Source organism: Flavobacterium panacis (genome assembly GCF_024649945.1).
GTDB classification, from domain to species: domain Bacteria; phylum Bacteroidota; class Bacteroidia; order Flavobacteriales; family Flavobacteriaceae; genus Flavobacterium; species Flavobacterium panacis.
On record NZ_JANKMS010000008.1, the window covers coordinates 288,669 to 311,507 of the forward strand.

21 protein-coding genes and 1 tRNA gene are annotated in these 22,839 nt (G+C 31.6%); 6 read left to right on the plus strand and 16 right to left on the minus strand.

Annotation, left to right across the window (positions count from 1 at the left end; all coding sequences use genetic code 11):
- Positions 1-4: 4 nt before the first annotated feature.
- The 7 genes from NQQ59_RS17990 to NQQ59_RS18020 all read right to left on the minus strand — a co-directional run bounded on the left by NQQ59_RS17990 (position 5) and on the right by NQQ59_RS18020 (position 7,855).
- On the minus strand, positions 5-1,069 hold the full coding sequence (locus NQQ59_RS17990) for a hypothetical protein (RefSeq protein ID WP_144216388.1): 1,065 nt from the start codon (positions 1,067-1,069) through the stop codon (positions 5-7).
- Between the two features lie 15 nt (positions 1,070-1,084).
- Complete coding sequence (locus NQQ59_RS17995) at positions 1,085-2,389, minus strand: oligosaccharide flippase family protein (protein ID WP_257698408.1); 1,305 nt, start codon at positions 2,387-2,389, stop codon at positions 1,085-1,087.
- Positions 2,390-2,396: 7 nt separating this feature from the next.
- Positions 2,397-3,383 (minus strand): hypothetical protein, encoded by a 987-nt coding sequence (locus NQQ59_RS18000; RefSeq protein ID WP_144216390.1) that lies wholly within the window; start codon positions 3,381-3,383, stop codon positions 2,397-2,399.
- Positions 3,384-3,391: 8 nt separating this feature from the next.
- Positions 3,392-5,071 (minus strand): DUF6909 family protein, encoded by a 1,680-nt coding sequence (locus tag NQQ59_RS18005; RefSeq protein WP_144216392.1) that lies wholly within the window; start codon positions 5,069-5,071, stop codon positions 3,392-3,394.
- A gap of 128 nt (positions 5,072-5,199) precedes the next feature.
- A complete protein-coding gene (locus NQQ59_RS18010; RefSeq protein ID WP_144216394.1) occupies positions 5,200-5,790 on the minus strand; it encodes a transposase in 591 nt (196 codons plus the stop codon).
- A gap of 59 nt (positions 5,791-5,849) precedes the next feature.
- On the minus strand, positions 5,850-7,337 hold the full coding sequence (locus tag NQQ59_RS18015) for a GH3 auxin-responsive promoter family protein (RefSeq protein ID WP_144216396.1): 1,488 nt from the start codon (positions 7,335-7,337) through the stop codon (positions 5,850-5,852).
- Positions 7,338-7,348: 11 nt separating this feature from the next.
- Positions 7,349-7,855 (minus strand): peptidase, encoded by a 507-nt coding sequence (locus NQQ59_RS18020; RefSeq protein ID WP_144216398.1) that lies wholly within the window; start codon positions 7,853-7,855, stop codon positions 7,349-7,351.
- Between the two features lie 212 nt (positions 7,856-8,067).
- Between NQQ59_RS18020 and NQQ59_RS18025 the strand changes: the two genes are divergently transcribed.
- Together NQQ59_RS18025 and NQQ59_RS18030 are read left to right on the plus strand one after the other, a co-directional pair.
- Positions 8,068-8,247: a Sec-independent protein translocase subunit TatA/TatB gene (locus NQQ59_RS18025; RefSeq protein WP_008465789.1), complete on the plus strand. Its 180-nt coding sequence runs from the start codon at positions 8,068-8,070 to the stop codon at positions 8,245-8,247.
- A gap of 99 nt (positions 8,248-8,346) precedes the next feature.
- A complete protein-coding gene (locus tag NQQ59_RS18030) occupies positions 8,347-9,744 on the plus strand; it encodes a glycosyl hydrolase family 8 (RefSeq protein WP_144216400.1) in 1,398 nt (465 codons plus the stop codon).
- A gap of 80 nt (positions 9,745-9,824) precedes the next feature.
- On the opposite strand, the gene NQQ59_RS18035 is transcribed toward NQQ59_RS18030, so the two are convergent.
- Genes NQQ59_RS18035 through NQQ59_RS18045 form a run of 3 tightly spaced genes read right to left on the minus strand, consistent with a single transcriptional unit; the run spans position 9,825 to position 15,738 of the window.
- Complete coding sequence (locus NQQ59_RS18035; protein WP_144216402.1) at positions 9,825-11,948, minus strand: Tex family protein; 2,124 nt, start codon at positions 11,946-11,948, stop codon at positions 9,825-9,827.
- Positions 11,948-13,870, minus strand: a complete 1,923-nt coding sequence (locus NQQ59_RS18040) for a DUF3857 domain-containing protein (RefSeq protein ID WP_144216404.1) — start codon at positions 13,868-13,870, stop codon at positions 11,948-11,950. The genes NQQ59_RS18035 and NQQ59_RS18040 overlap by 1 nt, the downstream gene beginning before the upstream one ends.
- Positions 13,870-15,738: a DUF3857 domain-containing protein gene (locus tag NQQ59_RS18045; RefSeq protein WP_144216406.1), complete on the minus strand. Its 1,869-nt coding sequence runs from the start codon at positions 15,736-15,738 to the stop codon at positions 13,870-13,872. The genes NQQ59_RS18040 and NQQ59_RS18045 overlap by 1 nt, the downstream gene beginning before the upstream one ends.
- Before the next feature lie 115 nt (positions 15,739-15,853).
- Here NQQ59_RS18045 and NQQ59_RS18050 point away from each other — a divergent pair, with 115 nt between their 5' ends.
- Positions 15,854-16,123, plus strand: coding sequence for a DUF1294 domain-containing protein (locus tag NQQ59_RS18050; protein ID WP_144216408.1), 270 nt, complete (start codon positions 15,854-15,856; stop codon positions 16,121-16,123).
- 149 nt (positions 16,124-16,272) lie between these two features.
- On the opposite strand, the gene rpiB is transcribed toward NQQ59_RS18050, so the two are convergent.
- Together rpiB and NQQ59_RS18060 are read right to left on the minus strand one after the other, a co-directional pair.
- Complete coding sequence (gene rpiB / locus NQQ59_RS18055; RefSeq protein ID WP_091129181.1) at positions 16,273-16,704, minus strand: ribose 5-phosphate isomerase B; 432 nt, start codon at positions 16,702-16,704, stop codon at positions 16,273-16,275.
- An 814-nt stretch (positions 16,705-17,518) separates the two neighbouring features.
- The gene (locus NQQ59_RS18060; protein WP_144216410.1) at positions 17,519-17,752 is read right to left on the minus strand and encodes a putative signal transducing protein; all 234 of its coding nucleotides are present in this window, start codon (positions 17,750-17,752) and stop codon (positions 17,519-17,521) included.
- A gap of 110 nt (positions 17,753-17,862) precedes the next feature.
- Between NQQ59_RS18060 and rnr the strand changes: the two genes are divergently transcribed.
- The 3 genes from rnr to NQQ59_RS18075 are packed head-to-tail and all read left to right on the plus strand — an operon-like array spanning position 17,863 to position 21,429.
- A complete protein-coding gene (gene rnr / locus NQQ59_RS18065) occupies positions 17,863-20,043 on the plus strand; it encodes a ribonuclease R (RefSeq protein ID WP_144216412.1) in 2,181 nt (726 codons plus the stop codon).
- A 22-nt stretch (positions 20,044-20,065) separates the two neighbouring features.
- Positions 20,066-20,734 carry a head GIN domain-containing protein gene (locus tag NQQ59_RS18070; protein ID WP_144216414.1) on the plus strand — a complete coding sequence of 223 codons (669 nt, stop codon included), beginning with the start codon at positions 20,066-20,068 and terminating at the stop codon, positions 20,732-20,734.
- Positions 20,735-20,748: 14 nt separating this feature from the next.
- The gene (locus tag NQQ59_RS18075) at positions 20,749-21,429 is read left to right on the plus strand and encodes a LysE family translocator (protein ID WP_144216416.1); all 681 of its coding nucleotides are present in this window, start codon (positions 20,749-20,751) and stop codon (positions 21,427-21,429) included.
- Positions 21,430-21,776: 347 nt separating this feature from the next.
- On the opposite strand, the gene NQQ59_RS18080 is transcribed toward NQQ59_RS18075, so the two are convergent.
- The 4 genes from NQQ59_RS18080 to NQQ59_RS18095 form a co-directional block, all read right to left on the minus strand.
- Positions 21,777-21,847, minus strand: a tRNA-Cys gene (locus tag NQQ59_RS18080).
- 83 nt (positions 21,848-21,930) lie between these two features.
- On the minus strand, positions 21,931-22,290 hold the full coding sequence (folB, locus tag NQQ59_RS18085; protein ID WP_095930566.1) for a dihydroneopterin aldolase: 360 nt from the start codon (positions 22,288-22,290) through the stop codon (positions 21,931-21,933).
- A 2-nt stretch (positions 22,291-22,292) separates the two neighbouring features.
- The gene (locus NQQ59_RS18090) at positions 22,293-22,604 is read right to left on the minus strand and encodes a hypothetical protein (protein ID WP_144216417.1); all 312 of its coding nucleotides are present in this window, start codon (positions 22,602-22,604) and stop codon (positions 22,293-22,295) included.
- Positions 22,595-22,810 carry a hypothetical protein gene (locus tag NQQ59_RS18095; RefSeq protein WP_144216419.1) on the minus strand — a complete coding sequence of 72 codons (216 nt, stop codon included), beginning with the start codon at positions 22,808-22,810 and terminating at the stop codon, positions 22,595-22,597. The genes NQQ59_RS18090 and NQQ59_RS18095 overlap by 10 nt, the downstream gene beginning before the upstream one ends.
- Between the last annotated feature and the right edge of the window lie 29 nt (positions 22,811-22,839).

The following is a 22,839-nucleotide window of genomic DNA, read 5'->3' on the forward strand; positions in this document are numbered from 1 at the left end:
TAACTTATTGAAGTTTTTTTCTGAAAGATTCATAGTATAATGCAAAATAGATTAACGGAAAAATACCCATTTTATGGCGTACAGCTGTACCCAAATCTGGCTCAAAAACACCTTGTACAATAAAAAAAGCAAAAATAATGAGCAGAACCAAAAGCTCTTTAGCGTATACTTTTCTATCTACTAGGCATTTAGCAAAACGAACTAATAAAATATAAAATAACAGCAGCTGCCAGATTATAAATATAATAATTTGAGGAGAAAATATGTGTTTTAAGCCATTTAAAGGAATATTGACAGTAAAAAAACCATAAAAAATACCAATTGTTTCCCCATACCAAGTATCAGCTTCTACAGGTGAAATTATTATAGAATTGGCATCTGCAGAACCAACCCGATCGTTGTTTACCACTTCGCGACTAATTTCGGAAAGATATTTTCCCTTTAAAATTCCATGACTAAAGGATAAAAAGACAGCAATCAATAAACCATAAAATATAGTGGTTACGGTTTTATTTTTAAAGCTTACTAAACTTATTAAATACATTCCGCCACCAATAACGGGAATTAAGAGATAATAAGGTCTAAAAAGCGCTCCGAAAATTAACAATAAAAGGATGGAATATAAAATCGTTTTTTTTAAAGAAATCTCTTGATTTCTACACATAAAAACAATGGGACAGAGATATAAAAAAGTAATAAACTCCTTTGAGGGCATGGATACAAAAACGGCAATCATTAAGATTCCCATATAGACTAATAAATTCTTAACGTTTAGTCTTTCAAAATGCTCTGGAATACCGATTTTATATAAAATATACATTAAAACAGGAAACTGAATCAAAGCAATAACCGGAAATGGTAAATAACGAAGGCCTGAAATTTTGTAAAGCAAAATTGAAAGAGGATAACTTCCAAAATAACCTATTTCATTTCCCCTGTCGTAGGCTATAATAGCAGCATCATAAAAAAACTTAGGAGGCAAAACAAAAAAAGCCAGCGACGCAACAATCAAATTTGCCGCCACAATCAGCAAAAATGCTGCTTTACTTTTTAGTATTTTGGTTTTCATATTTAAACTCGTTTTCTAATGCAGAAAAATCAATATTTTATCTTTCTTAAAGATGATTACAGCTGCTATACAATTCCAGAAAAAAGTACTCAAAACATATGCAATTGCTCCACCAGTCATTCCGTAAATAGGAATCAAAAACCGATTTAAAAGAAAGTTTATTACAACGGCTACAATCAATATTATTTGAAAAATATGCTGCCTTCCAGTCATATTTAAGTAAACTGGAGCCGAACCAAATAGGGAGCAAATTCCCTGTCCAATAATTAAAATTAAAAAAGCCTGCTGTGCAGCGATATATTGATGTCCGAAAAAAGACAAAACATCTTCAGAAAAAACACTGATTAAGAAAATTACGGGAAAAGTAATGCAGAAAATTAAACGAGCACTATTTTTCATAACTTTCTTAAGTTCAGTCATATTTTGACTTGAAAACAATTCTGCAATTTTTGCCGAAACAGTAATATTTACAGTCAAAACAATAACGGATACAATGGTCATAATTTTTACTCCAACAGAATAAAATGCGACCGCTTCGTCGTTTCGATATTTTTTTAAAAACATAATATCAAAACACATTAATAAAAACATAGCCATCCCGCTTATTGCAATGGGATATGATTTTGTGAAAATCTCTTTTTTAGAGAAAATTTCTGGTGTACTTTTTTCTACAGTTTTATTAAAATAAATGAAAACAAAAATTGAACTTAAAATCGCTAAAACAACAAATCCTAATAAAAAAACATCTACTAAATACGCTTCCTTATGCCAATAAAATAAGACTACACAACCAACAATAAGCGGAATATATTTTAAGATATTTCTAAATAATTCTGCAATATATAATTTATCTAAAGCTCTAAAAACCTCTGTATTAAAAAGTGATATTCCGTAGAAAAATAAAACTGCAGCACCTTTTAAAAGTATGGTATAAACCTCATCATCTAAAAAATAGTTATTTATTCTTTTTTCATCGATACATAAAATGATGACTAAAGCCAGGATCGACGCGGTCAAAATCATGATGATCATTTTAAAATATACTTTTTTAAGCTGTCCAACTTCATTTTTACTTACCAAAAAACCTTTGAAATATAAAATGGACTGATCAAAACCAAGCATACAAATACAACCTGCAGCTAATAAAAATGAGCGTATAAAGTCGTACTGACCAACTAATTTTGGAGTATAATTCTTGGTTAAAAAAACAGTAAAGCCAAACAATAAAAGAACTCCAAATATTCGCAACATCAAAGTGCTTAAACTTTGCTTTATAAATGCATTTTTTGAAATTCTTTCAAAGATTTTATTTGTTTTCAAATGAGTGTTATTTAACCTGCGATTTCAAAAGTTGTTTACGATAAAACTTTCTGAATAAATGAATTAGAACAAAAATTATAAGAAAAAATACTGGGAATATAATTTTAAAAATCCCATTTGTAATTTTAGTGTTATTGATGTTTAAAGTGGCATTGATTTCTTTAATCGCTTTATCATAATTCACCAATTTCAACCTGTTTTTCCCTTGATCAGTTATCAAATACTGTTTTGTTTTAATAATGTCATTCAACTGGGTGTTTTCGTTATAATATACCAGTTTATCATTTTTAGATCCGTTTTTTGCAGTGCTAGAAAAATTGTTTAAAACATTATTAATCTGAGCTATAATAGTATCATTCTGAACAATCTGCTCCTCTAGATTTTTATAACCAATTTTTTGAAGCGCATTAAAATATTCAGAGCTGTTTAAGTATTTCAGTAATGGTTCTACAATATCTTTATCGTCTGTAATTTTGTTTGATACAAATGAAATAGTATGGAAAGTATAATTTTTACTTGTTACATTATCTTCTAAAACCTTCTTAACTTCACCAACCTCAGCCATTAATTTGATTAGCTCAAAATTCTGCTCTTTGTCTTCAATAAATTTATAAACATCTGCAATTGGTTTTACTTCAATTCTTTTGATTGTTTTTGGATGTTTGAGTCCAACAACATTCTTTAAGAAAACAGTATCTCCAACAACAATTTTAGATTTTATTAAATCGATTTTAGAATATAGATAATCTACACTTCCAAAATTTGGTGTAACAATAACCTGGTTTTCAAATGTTTTTTTATTTGAATCTAAATACCATCCTAATCCAAATCCGAGAATTATTAAAATTAAAACGATAATCCAGTTTCTAACAAAAAACTGAATTGATCGAAAAATTAGTGCATTTATACGGTCGAAAAAACCACCAATACTTTTTGAAAGTTGAAAAATATCAATCTCTTGATCCGAATGATCCTGTGGTACTTTTGTACTCATCTAAAATTCTATTTTATATTGAAAATTTGTTCTAAAATTTTAATTGTAATCAAATAAGTTGGTTTTACACCTGTTGTTCCCAATCCGCCTGAAGCCAAAGTACTTCCTGTTTCCAACGGATTATCTGAAGCATAATAAGCATAACGAACCTTAATATCCTGTGGCACACTTTTTCTAATTTTTGATGCCGATTGAATTGCTTTTTGGTAATAAGAACCTTCCATTTCAAGTCCGATTACTCCCCAGGTTGATTCGTGGAAGAATTTCAACAAATCTCTGTTTTGTAATGAAGTTCCTAAAACGGTAACCATTGCTCCTTCATAAATATCAATATCATTTCCTTCAAACATGGAGCCTGTAAGTTCATTTTCGAAGAAATAATTATCAGCCGTTCCTTCGTTGATATGAGCCGTTGGAATCATGATATCTCCTTTTCCACCTTCCAGAATTCCAGCTTTACCCATAATCGAAACCGATTTTACATTTAGTAAAGTCTCTTTTTTGAATGGTTTTAAAAGCTCATCAATTGTTTCATAAGCTTGTTCTCCAAAAGCATAATCCATTACAATGATGACTGGTTTTTCTTCACCTACATTGGCATGTGAAAATGCTGTTTTTGACCAGTCAATTTGAGCAGTATCAAAAATCTGAACATCGATGTTTGTTCCAGAACAATCTGGTAAAGAAATCATTCCGTTCTTAAATGCCAATTCTTCAACCTGAGTTCTAATTTCTTTTGAACCTGAACTGCTTAATTCTTCATAAATAAAGAAATCTGTTTTTCCTTTAAATTTAGTTTTTAACAAAGGCGTTGCAAAAATCGAATTCATGACACTATGCATGTTGGCACTAATAACGTGAATTGGTCTTTTCAACAAATCATTTTCCTTTAGAACTTCTTTTATGTTTGTTGCCCAGATTTCCCCGTGAATGTGATGTCCAAGACGTTCACGCAAAACAGGACTAAAAGTAATTGTACGTTTGTTGTTTTCAACAATTTCCTCAATCGCTAATTTTCCTAACCAATAAATGACGTGCAAGAAACGGTCTGGTGCATTTTCTGAACCAAAAGCGTCGTAAATATCTAAAACTTCTTCGAAAGTTCTGGCTAAAATATTAGCAACATGCGAAATAGCTTTTTCTTTTTCAACTTGGGAAAGCTTTTTAGTCTGCATTACCGCTTGTTCCAATTTCTGCCAATCACGAGAAACTTCTCCGCCGTCATCGATTAGAACTCTGTTTTTAATTTTATGAGATTCAATGAAAATAAAAGTCAAATGCGTTAGAATATCATAAATGTCAGAACGTCCACGTGTGATTTCTACGTTCATTTGTTCTTCGTCGATTCTGTAGCAATTTCTTCTTCTTTTTGGAGGAACAATCGGTTGGAAATGCGATTTAGAATAACCTTCGTCTGAAGTTAAATTGATAAAACGACATTGTTCAATTCCGATTGGAAGACGCTCAATAACGTATAAAAGTCCGTTCAATTCAACTTTTTCTTCTGCGATATTTCCGTAAATTTCGGGACGTAACGCTAATAATGATTCTCTTAAACTATCGCCAGAAACTCCCATTGGTTTGTAAAAACCACGGTTGAATAAATGACGCATTGTAATGTACATTTTTTCTATCGCTGCAGAAGATTCCTGCGCTCTTGATCTTGATATATGTTTGGTTTCTTTCATGTCTTTTTATTTTAAAAATCTTCTGCAAGAGAAGATGATTCGTGTATTCTGTAAACGAAAGTAGGAAATATTAATATTATTTCAATTGAAAACTAAAAATGTGATTTAATTATAACGTTTATTTCAAATTAGGATTTACCATCTTCTCCCTTAAATTTATCCTTTGCCCAATTTTCCGGATTTGAAACAATATAATCAGAAATTCTTTGATAATCATTATTGCTTCTAATGATATTATCATAATATAATTTTTGCCATTGATGTGGATATCCTAATCTATTGGCGTGTTTCGTTACTGCAGATTTATAGGCCCCAACAATAGACGAAATGGTGTTTTTTCCAATATTTTGAAATCGTTGCGATCCTGGTTTTTCCGATAGAGGCAGGGCATGCCCTGTCTCTACAATATTCGCATCATCCACATCATTTATATTATTCATTTTTTTATCAATAATCAAAATTCCGTGAATATGATTTGGCATCACCACAAAATCGCCCAATTCAACATTATTATGGTGAATGGGAATTTGATGCCATAATAAATCGGCAATAATGCCAACTTCTGATAAAATCATTTTATTATTCTGAATTTTTCCAAAATAATGTTTTCTATCTTGTGTACAAATTGTAATAAAATATGCTCCGTTCCAGCCATAATCCCACCATTGCGCTCTTATTGAAGAAATACGGTATTTATTTTGAAACTTTCCTTGACTCATTTAATTTTCATTTACTAATTCACATGAATAAGTAACTGATTAATCTTGGAAATATTATTTTATTTTGTAAGATTATCCGCAATATCTCTATCATTTGATAATCTCGGAATTTTATTCTGACCACCCAATTTTCCTTGCGATTTCATATAATCCTGGAATCCGTTTTTTGAAACTTTCGTGATTACGAGCTTTCTTAAAACATTTCCAGTAATTAAATCGTCGTAATAAATGTTTTGCTTTCGCATTGAATTATCAATCATTTCGGCAAAAACTTCCATGTTTTCGGGCTCTTGTTCAAATTCAACAAGCCATTCATGATATGGAAGCCCGCTTGACGGATTTATCTGCGGTGCAACTGTAAATTCGTTAATCACAATATGGGTTGATGCAACGGCTTCTTTCATTGCGTTTTCAACTTCATTTGCTATTACATGTTCTCCAAAAGCTGAGATATAATGTTTAATACGTCCGGAAACTATCACACGATATGGCGCCAAAGAGGTAAACTGAACGGTATCTCCAATATTATAACGCCAAAGTCCTGCATTGGTCGAAATAATCAAAACATAGTTTACTCCTACCTCAACTTCGCCAATGGTATATACTTTTGGGTTTTCGTTAAAGAATTCATCGGTTTTTATAAATTCATAGAAAATACCTGAATTCAATAACAACAGCATTCCTTTTTCTTTCTGCGAATCCTGATAAGCAAAAAATCCTTCAGAAGCTGGAAACAATTCAATACTGTCTACTTTTTTGCCAATCATCTGTTCGAATTTAGCACGATACGGTTCGTAATTAACTCCTCCGTAAATAAACAAATTAAAGTTTTTGAAGATTTCGCTAATCTTTTTTCCGCCACTTTTTTGCTGTAAACGCTCAAAATACATCTGAACCCAAGACGGAATCCCGGAAATAACAGACATATCTTCTTTTATCGTTTCATCGACAATGGTATCTACTTTGGTTTCCCAATCTTCAATACAATTGGTTTCCCAAGATGGCATTCTGTTTTTCTGAAGATATTTAGGAACAAAATGCGCTACAATTCCGGAAAGTCGGCCGAATTTAATTCCGTATTTTTCAGTCAGAATAGGACTTCCTTGTAAAAAGATCATTTTTCCGTCAACAAAATCTGCTTTTCCTGTTTCGTGAATATAATGTAGAATGGCGTTTCGAGCTGCTTCTATATGATAAGGCATCGATTCTTTCGTCAGCGGAATATATTTTGCCCCCGAAGTTGTTCCCGAAGTTTTAGCAAAATACAATGGTTTTCCTTTCCAAAGAATATCGGCTTCGCCTTTTACAACCTTTTCAACATACGATTTTAAATCTTCGTAATCTCTTATAGGAACTTGTTTCTGAAAATCTTCAAAAGTTTTTATCTGACCGAAATGGTGATCTTTTCCAAATTCAGTGTTTTGTGCCTCGTTTATTAGACTTTTAAATACCTTTTGCTGAATTTCGACTGGTTTTTCAGCCCATCTAAGGGTTTGTTTATATATTTTTCTGGCAAATAGTTTTGCCGCAATTGACTTAATTGACATTTTCAGTGGTATTATTTTTTGTCACTTTTCTTTTTGTCTTGAGCTTTTGTCTGCAGTTCCTTTTCGGTTTTGGACACATCTTCTCTTAATTTTATTTCAGCTTCAGAAGCTTTCATATTTAAGTCTGACGGATTTTCGACTGTTTCTGCTAAAATAGAATCTTTATTAAATTTTGAATATTCAACTTCTCCCTTCAAAACTTTTTGGATTCCTTTAATATAGGCTTCGTTTTGTCTTAAAGCCGTTTCTAAAGAATCTGATTTTATTGCCAGTTTGGTTGCATTTCTTTTTAACTCTGTTGAAGAATATCCCGGAATAAATTCGCGAAGCGGTGTAAAAGCAATTATGAAAGTAGTAACCAAAATTAAAAATATTCCGCCTAAAGTAAACGTTACGAAGACGTTCATTAAAGTAAGTCTAAAAGAAAAAATTTCTTCAAAAGTATCTTCATTTAAAATTATCAGACGGTTTTTTATGAATAATTTTTTCCTTAAATTCTTTTTCTTTTTTTTACTCATTTTACTTCTTTATGCTAGCAAATATAGTAATTAATCATCACGATAATGATCCGAAAATTTCTATGAAGTGCTATAATTTACTATTTTATAAAATATTTAACGCAGTCTTCTACAAATATTTTAAACTAAAAATACTTTTATTTCGTATATTTCTATATACCTTTGCGGAATAATTAAGAAAACAATTTGCTTCGGCATTAAATATAATAGTCATGGGAAGATTAGGTCTTACAGAAATCCTTGTTATAGTAGGTATTGTGATTTTACTTTTTGGAGGTAAAAAAATTCCAGAATTAATGAAAGGTTTAGGAAGCGGAATTAAGGAATTTAAAAACGCTGCTAAAGACGATCAACCTGCTGCTTCTAAAAAACAAGAAGAAGAAACTAAATAAGAAATTCGAAAAACTTATTAAATCCCAAATTACAAATTGTAGTTTGGGATTTTTTTTATATGTAAAAAATCTTACTTTTAGAGTCCCAAATTTTTACATATGAAAAACTTACTTTTCGTGATGGCTTTTCTGCTTGCAGCTGAAAGTCAATCACAAACACAGCCTTTTCCCGCCAACAAGGTTTACGGAAATGGACTTTTAGCAACCCCCAGAAGCAGTCAGGATGCGCAAAACAATTACAATACTTGGAAAGCCAATTTTGTAGAAACCTGCTCTAACGGAAGATATCGCGTAAAATTCGATAATTCTTCAGAAACAGTCTCAGAAGGAATTGCTTATGGAATGTTACTATCTGCTTACATGGCAGACAAAACGCTTTTTGATGGTTTTTGGCTCTATTACAAAGACAATGTAAACAGCAACAAAGTAATGAACTGGAAAATCGGCGGTTGTTCTGGAACTATTGGTTACAACGGAGCAACCGATGCAGAACTCGACGCTGCTTTTGCTCTTATTGTTGCCGATTATCAATGGTCAAGTTCAGGAAGTATCAATTACAAAAACGATGCAACTGCTCTGATTACTACCATTAAAAATTATGAAGTTGAAGCCAATACTTACGTTTTAAAACCTGGAGATCAATTCGGCGGAAGCCAGATAACAAATCCCTCTTATTTCTCTCCTGCTTATTACCGCGCTTTTGGAGCTTTTACCAACGATACTGCATTCTGGAATCAGGTTGCAGCTAAAGCTTACACCGTTATCAACAACAATTTAACACAAAATAATGCTGTTGGAGGATTGGTTTCGGATTGGTGCGAAGCTTCTGGAGCTTATTCTTCTCAAGCTGGAGGTTATGCTAATGCCGGAAAAATGTATACTTATGACGCGGCCAGAACTCCCTGGAGAATCGCTGTTGATTATTTATGGTACGGAAATGCTGATGCCAAAACATACTGCAAAAAATCATCTGATTTTGTTCGTGTAAATCTTGGTGGAACTGCCAATATCAAAGACGGTTATAACCAAAATGGAACTGTAAGCGGACAGTGGCATAATGCTACGTTTGTTGGTGCGTTTGCCTGCGCCGCGATGGCAGGCGAAAATCAGAAGCATTTAGATGATTCTTACACGGATTTAAAAAATGTCAATGAACCCAACAACTATTTCCATCAAACATTAAAAACCTTATACTCCTTTTTATTAACTGGTAATTTTTATCTGCCTCCAACTGCTACACTCTCCAATGAAAATTTTGATATTGAAAAATCTACTGTTACGCTTTTCCCAAATCCGAGCGCTGATCGAATCACGATTAAAGCGCCTCAGCAATCAACTATTTCAGTAATTTCTCCTTTGGGAAGTGTCATTCATCAACAAAAAACAATTTCTGAAAATACTGAGATAAATCTGGCCAATCAAGCTTCTGGCGTTTATTTCGTAAAAATATCCAATGATGAATTCAAAAGCATTACCAAAAAAGTGATTTTGAAATAATATTAAAATAGAAAACTCCCAAACTACAAAAAGTAATTTGGGAGTTTTTTTATCTAATAATCTAACTATTTTGGAATTTTCTACAAAACCATCGTTAATTGAATTCTCTTTCTATCCTCATCAACCTCTGTCACTTTTACATCAACATGCTGATGCAATTTAACAACTTCGTTTACGTCGCTCACAAAACCAGCTTTTAACTGCGAAATATGAACCAATCCGCTTTCTTTGATTCCGATATCAACAAAACAACCAAAGTTGGTGATGTTATTAACAATTCCTGGTAATATCATTCCAGTTTTCAAATCTTTGATTGATTTTACGTTCGCATCAAATTCAAATACTTTCGCAGACTTTCTTGGATCTAATCCAGGTTTTTCAAGCTCTTTTATGATGTCTTTTAACGTAAGTAAACCAATTTCGGGTGTAATATAGTTTTCGGCCTTTATAAGCGCTGTTTTCTCTTTGTTTGCAATTAATTCGTTTACCGAAATTTTCAAATCTTTTGCCATCTTCTCCACAACTGGATAAGCCTCTGGATGCACTGCCGAATTATCCAGCGGATTTTTAGCATTGGTAATTCTAATAAATGCCGCTCCTTGTTGATAAGCCTTATCTCCCAAACGAGGCACTTTTTTCAATTGCTTTCTATCTTCAAAAGGTCCGTTTTCAGAACGATATTGTACAATGTTTTCTGCCAACTTCTCCCCGATTCCACTCACATAACTTAATAAATGTTTACTCGCCGTATTGATGTTAATCCCAACCGAGTTTACACAACGAATAACCGTACTATCTAATTCCTCTTTTAATTTTGTCTGGTCCACATCATGTTGATACTGTCCTACTCCAATCGCTTTCGGATCGATTTTTACCAATTCGGCCAAAGGATCTGAAAGTCGTCTTCCGATAGAAACCGAACCACGAACTGTTACATCATAATTAGGAAACTCTTCTCTAGCAATTTTTGAAGCTGAATATACTGAAGCTCCAGCCTCAGAAACAATAAAAACCTGAACTGGTTTGTCAAACGCAATTTTTTTGATGAAAAATTCAGTTTCACGCGAAGCCGTTCCATTTCCGATAGAAATCGCATCAATTTGATACGCATTTACCATCGAACGTATTTTCTTGATAGCCATAGTTTCCTCGTTTTGAGGTGCGTGAGGATAAATCGTTTCGTTGTATAATAAATCACCTTTTTCGTCCAAACAAACTACTTTACAACCGCTTCTAAATCCTGGATCGATTGCTAAAATACGTTTTTCTCCCAACGGCGGAGCTAATAATAACTGACCTAAATTGTTAGCAAAAACCTGAATCGAATTGGCATCTGCTTTTGCTTTTGCCTCTTGCAACGTTTCGTTTCCAATTGCTGGATTCAATAAACGTTTGTAACTGTCTTCAATAGCTAATTGCAAATGCGCTGTTGAATTATTTTGCTTTTTAATGATGATTTCGTCAATTACATCGTAGGCATCGTCGATATCAACATCGATTTTCATTTTTATAAAACCTTCATTTTCTGCACGAAGCATCGCTAATAAACGGTGAGCAGGCGCTTTTGTCAACGGTTCTTCCCAATCAAAATACTGATCGAATTTTTTTGCTCCTTCTTCTTCCGCTTTCTTTTTAACGACTTTTGTCGCAATAGTTGCTTTTCGTTGAAACAATCTACGAAGCTGTTTACGAACATAAATATTTTCGTTGATCCATTCGGCCACGATATCTCTTGCACCTTGAATGGCTGCTTCTTCGTTGATAACATTTTCATTAATATATTGTGTCGAAATGAAATCAATATCAGCATCACTTTCAGAGATAATTAGTTTTGCCAAAGGTTCAAGACCAAATTCACGCGCTACATCGGCTTTTGTTTTTTTCTTCTTTTTGTATGGAAGATAAAAATCTTCGATTTCTTGTAAATCAAAACTATCTTCAATCTTTTTCTTCAATTCTGGCGTAAGCGCTTTTTGCTCTTCAATTGATTTTAAAACGGACTCTTTACGTTTTATCAACGTATCATAATCTTTTTGAAGTTTTGCAATCTGCTCAATAACAGTTTCATCCAGATTTCCGGTTGCGTCTTTTCGATATCTCGAAATAAACGGAATCGTACAATCTTCATCTAATAATTTTACTGTGTTTTGAATACTTACTGCCGGTGCCTGAACAGACTTGGCAATGAATTGAATATTAGTCATTATTTTTTCTTTATGGGCTTTAACACGATACTTGCTTTACTAAAATCAGCCGAAGCGTTATAAACTTTTCTATATTCTTGATAAATATCTTTAGGATAATTTATTGATTTGTATTTTTCATCAACGGTAACAATTATTTGATTTCCAACAACTTTTACAGTCGATTTAAATGAACTTTTTTTATTTTCATCATACTTCATTTCTTTATCTATCACTAAATCATTGTAATGATCTACCTGATATCCTTTTGGAATATTAAAAACAATCGTATGATGATATTCTTTTGCACACTTCAAATCAATATCCGTTTTTCTTGTATTTTCCTGATATAAATTTGACTGGTTTCCGATCACTTTTCCTAAATTAACCATCAATAAATTTCCAGCTTTTTCGGTAAACGATTCTACTGATTCCAGTTTTGAATTTATAATAAACGGTGCATTTGTATAATTATTTTTAAATTCTAAATTTTCGACTGTATGCTCTAACAGCTTAACATCAACATCTTCTATTGACACTTCTTTTACAAAATCTGTCAAATCCTTTTTTTCTTCGTTATTAGATAAATCTTTATACGAATAACGTAGAATTTGTCCTGTGAAACCTGTATTTGATATTTTTTTGTCGATTGTAACCTTTGTTAAATCAGCTGACAGGTTTACTGTAGATTCCGAATCTGTTTTTGTAAAATCTGATGCAATAATAGGAATAAAAACAGTGGTATTTTGCTTTTTCTTTACATCATATCCTTTTGCTTTTGTATCCTGATATTCATTACCTAAATTACCATAAGGAAGATATCCTGCATTAGGAGAAATAAATTTATTGGTTTCTCTAATGTAAAAATTAAACTCTGTAAACTCAAAAAATGTCATCATTTCGTCATCTAGTTCGCCTATGAAACGATCTTCATTTGCAATGATTTCATACGGAATTTTCAACGCATCCAATGATAATTTATAGATACAAATAAAATCTTTGTGACTCAGTTTTCCGGTTCCATCAACAATTTTTACATCATTATAAATAGATTCTCCTTCAGAGTAAGATTCAAAATGTGTTTTGATGTATTCGTCTAAAATTGTTAATTGCTCATCTGTACTTTTATCTTTTAGATTTAATTTTTGAAGTAATTTTTTAACATCACCTCCAGAAAAAGCGTAAGGTTTAAATTGTTTTACGTATTCTTTGTAAAATGGTTCCCATTGTTTGGCTCTCATTCCTTGAGATGTTGAACTAATTAAATAGAAAACCTTAACAAGATTCTTAAATTTCTTTGAACTTCGCTCGTTTAAAATTGGCTGAATATTATCTGCTGTATAAAATATCTTATTTTTAATATGATTATCTGTAAATTCAGGTGAAGCGAATAATTTTGAAGCCGCAGATCCTGAATCTGTTAACGTAAATTCTGCATGAAGTACCGGTGCTTCTTTTTGAAAAATTTCAATTCCATTTGAGGTCGGATTTTCTTTTACAATAAAATAGTATTCTAAAATATCGCCCTTCTCTACTCCATCAAAAACTATCGATTTAACGTTTTTAACATCCGAATTTACAATCTGGCTTTCTGATAAAACTTTTACATCGCCATTTGGTTTAATAACTCTTGCGTGAAAATCCTTTGTATCACGAATTGTATTATTATCGTCTGCAGTAACTTTATTGTACTTGTTGATTTCTGAAGCTTCATTGATTTTAACTGCAAAATGCTCCATTTTAAATTTTGCAAATCCGTAAGTATTCGTATTGATTCTGGTATGAACCCATCTTTTATCAAACAAAACAACGGCAGGCATTTTTTTATATTCTTCGGGAATTGCTTTAAAAGACGGAACAGCATCCCAGGTATAACTTTTTATTTCTTGTGCTTGTGTTTTTAAAAAAGAAAAAAACACTAAAATCAGGGCAAATTTTTTCATTACTTTTTGGTTAAGATTATAGATTGGTTGTATTGTTGGGTCAATTCGCTTACTACTGAATTCCAGCTCTCAAAGCCATTGGTTTCAATTAGTAATTTTTTTAAAATGATTTTCTGAGATACTAATAAATTTCTTTTGTCTTTTTTATAAGCAATTTCATAACTCAATGCTTCGTTCTCTTTTTTGCTGTTTTCGGGTATAAAATCAAGTTGGTAGTTTTCAGGTACTTCGTACACATAATTAAACTCATTTATAAACTTAGTATCGTTTTCAATAGGTAGCTTTCTTTCTTTTAAATCAATAATATATTCTTTAAAAGGTGCCAATAAAATAGGTTTAACTACAATCTTTTCTCCTATTTTCTTAACCCATCCGTCAAGTTTAAGATTATAAGACAGTGCTGCGTCTTTGTTTTCATATTCATGTTTATTAACATCTGTTGTTTCAATTTCTAGCTTTTCATTAAATCTAGCCATTCCATTTTTTAAGATCTCCTCTTCCTTTTGTTTGTTTGCTGCCAAAACATTTAAAAAACGACTCTTTTCATAGCCTGACAATTCGATTTTTGAAGTACCAAAAACAGAATTATCTGCAATTTTTATTTTCAGATCGATTTTCAGCTTATTATCTTTTACATCCACAACAGGAACTTTTTCAATAATAAATTCCTCTTCTGATATTCCTATAAGTCCCTCTTTCCCCTGAATCATGGCAGACGGAAATCCAAATGGACAAAAAGAATCTGTTCCATCAACAAAATATCTTTGTTTGTCAATTTTTACGGCAGTAATCATATGATTGTTTACCAATGGCGTCGGAACATCCGAAAAACTGTATGGTTTATCTCTGGTTCCAATCCAAACCAGATTGGACTCGATATCAGCGTATTTAAACATTTCGTTTAATAAGTTCGAAATGTCTTTACAATCTCCATATTTTTTGTCAAAAACTGAAGCTGCATCACGCGGAATAAATCCTCCCATTTCATATTCAAAAGCAACATAATGAATGTTTTGCTGCACCCAATTGTAAATCTCTTTTGCTTTATCTTTTGAATTGGTTTTGTCTTTTACTAATTCTAATGTTTTATTCTTTATTGCAGTTTGATCTAGTTTATTAACATCTTTTACTAAAGAATAATACCATTTGTAAAGATGTTTTACATCTGGAAATATGTCTTCTTTTTTATTCTCTTTAGTATAGCTTTTTATGTAATACACAACATGTGGCAAGAAATACGTATAGTTTAAAGATCTGTTTTCATCTTTAAATGCAGGTACATTTGCGGCATTCCAGGTATACACATTGGTATTTCCTTCTTTGGTTTGAGTAAAAGTTATTTTGTCCTGATTTTCTCCAAAAAGTTTGTACCCAATTTCTATGGATGCATCTGCTCTAATTTCAAATTTTGATGCCACGGTCTGTAATTCGTGTTGAAAAGTAAAATAAGAAAGTAATCTTGGTTCATTTTGCTTTATCTTATACGAATATTCTATTTTAGATTTATCTACAACAGAATTGAAATCAAAATGTTTGTATTTATTATCGCTATAGAAAATATCTCTGCTTTTGAGTTCGTTGGTACTAATTTCGTATTGTGATAATTTAGTTTTCTTATTGGTTACTGGATTTATAGCAGCTCCTTTTATGTTGGAGATTTCACTAAAATTATCATAGGGAATATTTATAGAATACTCCTCTACATTTTTACTTTTTGCTATTTCTCTTTGTTCTTCAATAAAAGATTCTATTTCCAGCTTTCCTTTATTGGTAAGGTTTACTACCTCATTTCGGTATATTATTTTTGATTTTTCCTGAGCAGTTAAAAAATGAAAAGATAAAAAGGCCAGATAAAATATTTTTTTCATGTAGTTTTAAATCTATAATAATTGACGTGTTAATTTTCGACAAAAATATACTTTTAATATAAATAATGCTTATATTTTACATGTCAGAAAAATATGTTATTTAATATTAGAGCTTATGAAAGTATTATTACCTTATTTTTTACTTATCAACAGTCTTACGTTCATCATTACCGGCTACGATAAATTTCAGGCAAAAAGAGGCGGAAGACGAATTCAGGAAAGTATTTTATTTATTCTTGCTTTTATTGGAGGAACAGTCGGCTTATTAACAGGAATGTTTTTCTTTAGACATAAGACAGCCAAAACTACCTTTATTATGAAGTTCTTGTATATTATTTTAGTTCAAATTGTCATTATTTATCTAAAATCAACTCATAATATATAGATATTAACATTGTTAATAACCTAAATTTAATCAATATAAACAACTGAATTAAAGTATTTTACAAAATAAAAAACCGGAAGAATTATTAAAAATCCGCCCGGTGTGTTTATTACTTATAGGGTGCGAAGCACCGAATTTTTTTGACAGTTTTAAGAACAAGCTATTTTATTCACTCTGTTTTGGTGTCTTCCACCTTCAAAAGCAGTATCCAAGAAAGTTTCAACGATTTCAACAGCCTGATGAATAGAAGTAAACCTTGCTGGAATACTCACAATGTTTGCATCGTTGTGCAAACGTGTTAAATACGCAATTTCTTTTGTCCAGCACAATCCAGCTCTTACTTTCGGGTGTTTATTAACAGTCATTGCAATTCCGTTACCGCTTCCGCAGATTACGATTCCAAAATCGGCTTTACCTTCAGATACGTCATTCGCAACTGGATGTCCAAAATCTGGATAATCTACAGAAGCATCTGTGTCTGTACCATAATTAGTTACTTCATAACCTCTCGCTTTCAGCATTTCAACAATTGCTTTTTTATATTCTGGACCTGCGTGATCGTTTCCTATCGAAATTTTCATTTTTTAATACTATTTAGTTGTGTTATGCAAATTTACTCAATTAATAAATGCTTGCTACGAATTGCGCTAATTTTCACTAATTTCTTTTTAAATCTAGAGTTTTAAACATTCTCAAAACCTAAAATTGTAATTTGTAGAAATTGGTGTAATTCGTGGCATAAAACTTTCCTTTTACAACTATCTTACTGTCAAAATCTTACAAGGTTATCAACAATTTTAATAACTATATAAGTATCTGATAATCAATAAATAATATTCAGAATATTTGTTAAAATTTTGAGGTGTTAATAGGAGTTCGTAATTCGTTGATATTCAATTAACTTTAAGTTAACAGAAAATGTTAATAAGTTCGAAAAGAAAATTAGAAGTTTTTTTTGGTTGTTTCGAAAAAATACTTAATCCAAAACCGGAATTAAATATGCAAGAAAAGTTTCGTGAATTTTTGGAAAAGTTATCAATATCAAAAATACCATTTTCAACAACTATCAACATATCAACTTATCTACAAAATGAATTCACTTTTGGTTGTCAACCGTTGTTAATTAAAATATAAAAAGTCTTAAAAATTAATCCTTTAACTAAAAATAACTATGTTGATAACTCAGAATAAATAAGTAAAACGAGATTTCAATGACTTCAAAAAAAAAATTATTCGACATATTAACAAGCTATAATAACCATAAATTTTTTTTAAATTTTTAAAAATCTTTTTTGTTGTATTTAATATATGTTGAAAACTAAAAAAGTTGAAAAGGAAAAAATTTTCTTTTGAATTGAATTTTACTTCGATTTGAGTTTGTTTTGAATTTTTGTTTCAGACGATTTTGAGAGGATTGTTGAGATTGTCCAGAATTGCCTGAACTTGCTCGAAATCGTTTGGATGTACTTTGAGTTTGATTCCGCCGAGCGCATTGGAGTAAAACGGCATGACAGAGAGTGTCATTTCGTTTTCCAGAAAATAAGGAATTCCTTCCTGTTCCAGTAAGTGTTTGAGAACTACGGTTTCGTGCAGATAATTGAATACGGCGATCGTTTTAAAGCTTCCCATTTTAGGTCTTTTTGTAAATGTACGAAAAGTTATATTTTTAATAATTCTATTTGTTAAAAAGTATTATTTGGTATCTTATTTGTAATTTTAAACCTTATAAGAAAAGATATATGAGTAAGAAAATTAGAAAGCCGATAAAAAAAGAGAAAGACTTCTCTGGAAAAATACTTAAGATTTTATCGCAAAATGCTAATAAACCTTTCAATTACAAACAAATAGGAGCTAAGCTAGAATTAGACGATACAAATAGCAGAAATCAGATTATAAAAGATTTAAAAATTCTTGCTGCTCAAAAGAAAATTATAGAAACAGAACCTGGAAAATATTTAGTTAAAGCAATCAGCCAGGATTATTACGAAGGAACGATAGATATGACGAGCAGAAAAACGGCATATTTTATTTGTGATGAATTTGAAGAAGATGTTTTTATTCCGACCAATAATTTGAATCGTGCATTAGACAAAGACAAAGTAAAAGTTTACGTTTATAACAGAAGAAAAGGAAAAAGACCTGAAGGTGAGGTAATTGAAGTTATTGAAAGAGATAAAACAGAGTTTGTTGGTGTACTTGATATGCAACCTAACTTTGCTTTTGTTTCGACTGCAAATCCTAAAATGTATACCGATATTTTTATTCCAAAGGATAAAATTGGTGAAGCAGAAAATGGAGATGTAGTGTTGGTTAAGATTGAAGATTGGCCAAAGAGAGCTGATAGTCCGTTTGGATCTGTAATTCGTGTTTTAGGAAAACCAGGAGAACACAATACAGAAATTCATGCCATTTTAGCTGAATATGGTTTGCCATCTGATTTCCCAGTAGAAGTTGAAGTGTATGCACAAAAATTAGATACTTCTATTCAGGAATCTGAGATTGCAAAACGTCGTGATATGCGCGATACGTTGACTTTTACAATCGATCCAAAAGATGCAAAAGATTTTGATGATGCCTTGTCTTTCAAAAAGTTAGAGAATGGAAACTTCGAAATCGGAATTCATATTGCCGATGTTTCGTATTATTTGGAAGAAGGAACAATTTTGGATGATGAAGCGTATCAAAGAGCTACTTCGGTTTATTTGGTTGATAGAGTAGTGCCAATGCTTCCTGAAGTATTGTCTAACTTTGCTTGTTCGCTTCGTCCAAATGAAGAAAAATATACGTTCTCTGCAGTATTTGAAGTTTCGCCAACTGCACAAGTTATTAACCAATGGTTTGGAAGAACTGTAATTTATTCAGATCAGCGTTTTGCTTACGAAGAAGCGCAATATATCATCGAAACGAAAGACAATACCATTCCTGTTGATATTTCTATTACAGGAAGCTCTTATGTAGTTTCAGATGAAATTGTGGAAGCCACTTTGAAATTAGATGAATTAGCGAAGATTTTAAGAAAGAAAAGAATGCAACAAGGCGCTATTTCTTTTGATAAAGTAGAAGTGAAATTCAATCTGAATCAAGAAGGAGAACCAGAAGGTGTTTATTTCAAGATTTCAAAAGATGCGAATCATTTGATTGAAGAATTCATGCTTTTGGCTAATAGAAAAGTGGCTGAATACATTGGAAAACAAAAGAAAACATTTGTTTACAGAATTCACGATGAACCAAATGAAGACAAATTGATTGCGATGCAGCAAGTAATTGCAAAGTTTGGCTATAAAATAGATTTCAGGTCGAAAGGTGATATTTCAAAATCGATCAATGCCTTAATGGAAGAAGTAAATGGTAAAAAAGAGCAAAACTTAATTGATACTCTTGCCATTAGAAGTATGAGTAAAGCCAAATATTCTACAGATAATATTGGTCATTACGGTTTGGCTTTTGATTATTACAGTCATTTTACATCGCCAATTCGTCGTTATCCAGACGTTATGGTACATCGTTTGTTGCAGTTTTATTTAGATGGAGGAGCTTCTGTAAATGAAGAAGAATACGAAACAAAATGTTTACATTGTTCCAATATGGAAAGTTTAGCGACTAATGCTGAACGAGATAGTATAAAATACATGCAGGTTAAATACATGCAGGATCATCAGGATGAAGAATTCTTGGGAGTTATTTCTGGTGTTACTGAATGGGGAATTTATGTTGAAATCGTTTCTAACAAATGTGAAGGAATGGTAAGAATCAGAGAAATAAAAGAGGATTACTATACTTTCGACGAAAGACAATATGCTTTGGTTGGGGCTACTTCAAACCGATTATTGCAGTTAGGAGACGAAATTTATGTTAAAGTAAAAAATGCAGATTTAGTTAAAAAACAATTGGATTTTCATTTCTTAAGAAGAGCAGAATAAGTATTAATTTAAAAATAAAAGTATGAAAAAGTTAATTATAGGAGCGGTAATTTTATTTGCACAATTGTCTTTTGGTCAGGTTACCAAAGAGTTAGGAGATTTTGATACCGTTAAAGTTTACGATAAATTAAGTGTAAAATTAGTTCAGTCATCTGAAAATAAACTTGTTGTAAAAGGAGCAAGGGAAGCAGAATTAGAAGCTGTTAATAAAAATGGTATTTTAAAAATAAGAATGCCTTTTCCTAAACTTTTATCAGGAAATGATCTGGAAGTTACACTGTATTATAAACATATCGAGTTGATTGATGTTAATGAAGGTGCGGCAGTTACAAGCAAAGAAACAATAAAAGCGACTTCGTTTAAAGTAAGTGCACAAGAAGGTGGAAAAATTAATGTAGATTTGAATGTTGATAAACTAAAAGTAAGTTCAGTTTCTGGTGGAGAAATCACAGCAACTGGTAAAGCAGATAACCTTGATGCAGGTTTAGGAGCTGGTGGATATTTCCTTGGAAGTAAATTAGCCACTTCTCAGACCAAAGTAAGCGTTTCTGCGGGCGGAAAAGCAGATGTTAATGCTTCGACCCTTGTCGATGCAAAAGTAAGCGCAGGAGGCTCTATTTACATTTATGGAAAACCAAAACAAATTAATCAGAAAACAGTTTTTGGTGGTAAAATCGAAGAAGTAAAATAACAAGTCGTATTTTGATGATAAATGATATTCTGGCTGGACTGCCATGGGGACTTTTTCTAAGCTTTATGGTAGGTCCGGTATTTTTTATACTATTAGAAACCAGTATTACCAAAGGATTTAGAGCTGCATTAGTTTTTGACTGTGGCGTAGTATTAGGTGATATTTTTTTCATAGCAATTGCTTATTTAGGAAGTTATAGATTGATTTCGAGTCTAAAAGATAAACCAGCACTGTTTATTTTTGGAGGTATAATTATGCTGGCTTATGGTATAATCTCTTTTGTGAAATTAAAAAAAGGAGAAAAAATAAACGACGAAGAAATAGACCGTGATATTATTAAAAGAAATTACGGAAGCTTATTCGTAAAAGGCTTTTTACTGAACGTTATCAACATTGGTGTTTTAGGATTTTGGTTGGCTGTAATTATTTCAATTGGTCCAAAACTACAAATGCAAACATCAAGAATGATGACTTTTTTTGCTTCTGTAATCGTTGCTTATTTATTGGTTGATTGTATTAAAATACTTTTAGCCAAGCAATTAAAATCAAAAATGACACCAACAAACATTCTTAAAATCAAAAAAGGAATAAGTGTTGTTTTAATGGTTTTCGGATTAGTGTTAATAACTCAAGGATGGTTTCCAAAAGAGAAAGAAATGGTTAAAAACGCTTTTGAAAGAATAGAGAAGAAGTAGTTGTTAATAACTCTAAAATATAAAATTAAACCTCTGAATTTCAGAGGTTTTTTTGTGTTTATAAGTGTCCTATAGAACTTTGTCAAAGTTTCAAACTTTGAAATTTTTTTATGTTCAAAGTATTTACACCAAGTTTGTCATTTCGACGAAGGAGAAATCTTCACAAGTGACTCCGTTGCAATTGATCAAACTTTGTAGAGCTTCTCGCGAAGATTTCTCCTTCGTCGAAATGACAATATTGTGGAAAAAATAACAAACCCAACAGGTTTTTAAAACCTTTCAGATTTACTTATGAAATCTAAATATTAAACATAAAAAAAACCTTCAAATTGCTTTGAAGGTTTTTGAGGCATCGTCCGGATTCGAACCGGAGTAGGAGCTTTTGCAGAGCCCAGCCTAGCCGCTCGGCCACGACGCCATTACTTGAACGGTTGGCAAAAGTAACTAAAATCTTTAAATTTCAAAAGTTTCCAATAAACTATTTTAAAAAAATTACAATGATTACTTTCTAATTTCCGTCATTTTTATCGTAACTGATTCTACATCACCACCAATAGGAGGATTAATTTTAGAAACCCAAACTGTTGTTTTTTCTACCGTTTCTATCTCTGCAAGTACTCGAATATTGATTCTTTTGGCTACATGTTCTAATAAATGCGAACGAATTGCCATTTCTTCTGCCACAATTTTGTTCAAATGAACGTAGTCAACAGTGTCTAAAAGATGATCTGTTTCGGCCGATTTCTGTAAATTGGTTTTAATTTTTAGATCAACAGTATAATCAGATCCAATTTTTCCTTCTTCAATTAAACACCCGTGGTACGAAAAAGTACGGATATTTTTCAATTTTATAACTCCCATTTTTATAATTTTATTCTTGTAGTGTTTGGATCTTGATAATTAGATATTACAGCTTGAATAGAAACAATTTTTTCGTCTTCATTGACTGTAAAATGAATTGTATAAGGGAATTTTTTTAAAGGTAACATACGAACAATGTTATATTTTTCCTCAAAAAAAGGAAATGTTTTTAATGTTAGTGCGTAGTTTTTAAACTCTTTATAAAATAATTTACCTAAGCCTTTCTTTAGAGATTCATAATAAAAAGCTGTTTCATCTACTTCTAATTTTGCTCTTGGAAGAATTACGGTTTTATAATTTTCTTCTAAAGCCATTTTTTATCTAAATCTTTTAGAGCATCTTCTAGAGGAATATAATCCTCTGGTTTAGCGTTTTTTATACGATCCAAAACCATTTCTTGTTGCCACAAAGGAATTTCATTTTCGACTTTTTCATCTATAGAAACGTCTGGAACATGTTTGAAAAAACTAATGAATGTTTCGTAAAAATCGTCTGGAATTGTAACAGTTAATTGTCTCATAATTCTGAATATTTGTACAAAAATACTAA

Excerpts from the sequence above, each read along its gene's own strand:
- NQQ59_RS18030 (WP_144216400.1), top strand. The coding sequence starts at position 8,347 with ATGAAAAACTTACTTTTCGTGATGGCTTTTCTGCTTGCAGCTGAAAGT.
- NQQ59_RS18045 (WP_144216406.1), bottom strand. The coding sequence starts at position 15,738 with ATGAAAAAAATATTTTATCTGGCCTTTTTATCTTTTCATTTTTTAACT.
- NQQ59_RS18090 (WP_144216417.1), bottom strand. The coding sequence starts at position 22,604 with ATGGCTTTAGAAGAAAATTATAAAACCGTAATTCTTCCAAGAGCAAAA.
- NQQ59_RS18035 (WP_144216402.1), bottom strand. The coding sequence starts at position 11,948 with ATGACTAATATTCAATTCATTGCCAAGTCTGTTCAGGCACCGGCAGTA.
- NQQ59_RS18005 (WP_144216392.1), bottom strand. The coding sequence starts at position 5,071 with ATGAAAGAAACCAAACATATATCAAGATCAAGAGCGCAGGAATCTTCT.
- NQQ59_RS18050 (WP_144216408.1), top strand. The coding sequence starts at position 15,854 with ATGAAAGTATTATTACCTTATTTTTTACTTATCAACAGTCTTACGTTC.
- NQQ59_RS18070 (WP_144216414.1), top strand. The coding sequence starts at position 20,066 with ATGAAAAAGTTAATTATAGGAGCGGTAATTTTATTTGCACAATTGTCT.
- rnr (WP_144216412.1), top strand. The coding sequence starts at position 17,863 with ATGAGTAAGAAAATTAGAAAGCCGATAAAAAAAGAGAAAGACTTCTCT.
- NQQ59_RS18095 (WP_144216419.1), bottom strand. The coding sequence starts at position 22,810 with ATGAGACAATTAACTGTTACAATTCCAGACGATTTTTACGAAACATTC.
- NQQ59_RS18060 (WP_144216410.1), bottom strand. The coding sequence starts at position 17,752 with ATGGGAAGCTTTAAAACGATCGCCGTATTCAATTATCTGCACGAAACC.
- NQQ59_RS18000 (WP_144216390.1), bottom strand. The coding sequence starts at position 3,383 with ATGAGTACAAAAGTACCACAGGATCATTCGGATCAAGAGATTGATATT.
- NQQ59_RS18025 (WP_008465789.1), top strand. The coding sequence starts at position 8,068 with ATGGGAAGATTAGGTCTTACAGAAATCCTTGTTATAGTAGGTATTGTG.
- NQQ59_RS18040 (WP_144216404.1), bottom strand. The coding sequence starts at position 13,870 with ATGAAAAAATTTGCCCTGATTTTAGTGTTTTTTTCTTTTTTAAAAACA.
- rpiB (WP_091129181.1), bottom strand. The coding sequence starts at position 16,704 with ATGAAAATTTCGATAGGAAACGATCACGCAGGTCCAGAATATAAAAAA.
- NQQ59_RS18010 (WP_144216394.1), bottom strand. The coding sequence starts at position 5,790 with ATGAGTCAAGGAAAGTTTCAAAATAAATACCGTATTTCTTCAATAAGA.
- folB (WP_095930566.1), bottom strand. The coding sequence starts at position 22,290 with ATGGGAGTTATAAAATTGAAAAATATCCGTACTTTTTCGTACCACGGG.
- NQQ59_RS18075 (WP_144216416.1), top strand. The coding sequence starts at position 20,749 with ATGATAAATGATATTCTGGCTGGACTGCCATGGGGACTTTTTCTAAGC.
- NQQ59_RS18015 (WP_144216396.1), bottom strand. The coding sequence starts at position 7,337 with ATGTCAATTAAGTCAATTGCGGCAAAACTATTTGCCAGAAAAATATAT.
- NQQ59_RS17990 (WP_144216388.1), bottom strand. The coding sequence starts at position 1,069 with ATGAAAACCAAAATACTAAAAAGTAAAGCAGCATTTTTGCTGATTGTG.
- NQQ59_RS18020 (WP_144216398.1), bottom strand. The coding sequence starts at position 7,855 with ATGAGTAAAAAAAAGAAAAAGAATTTAAGGAAAAAATTATTCATAAAA.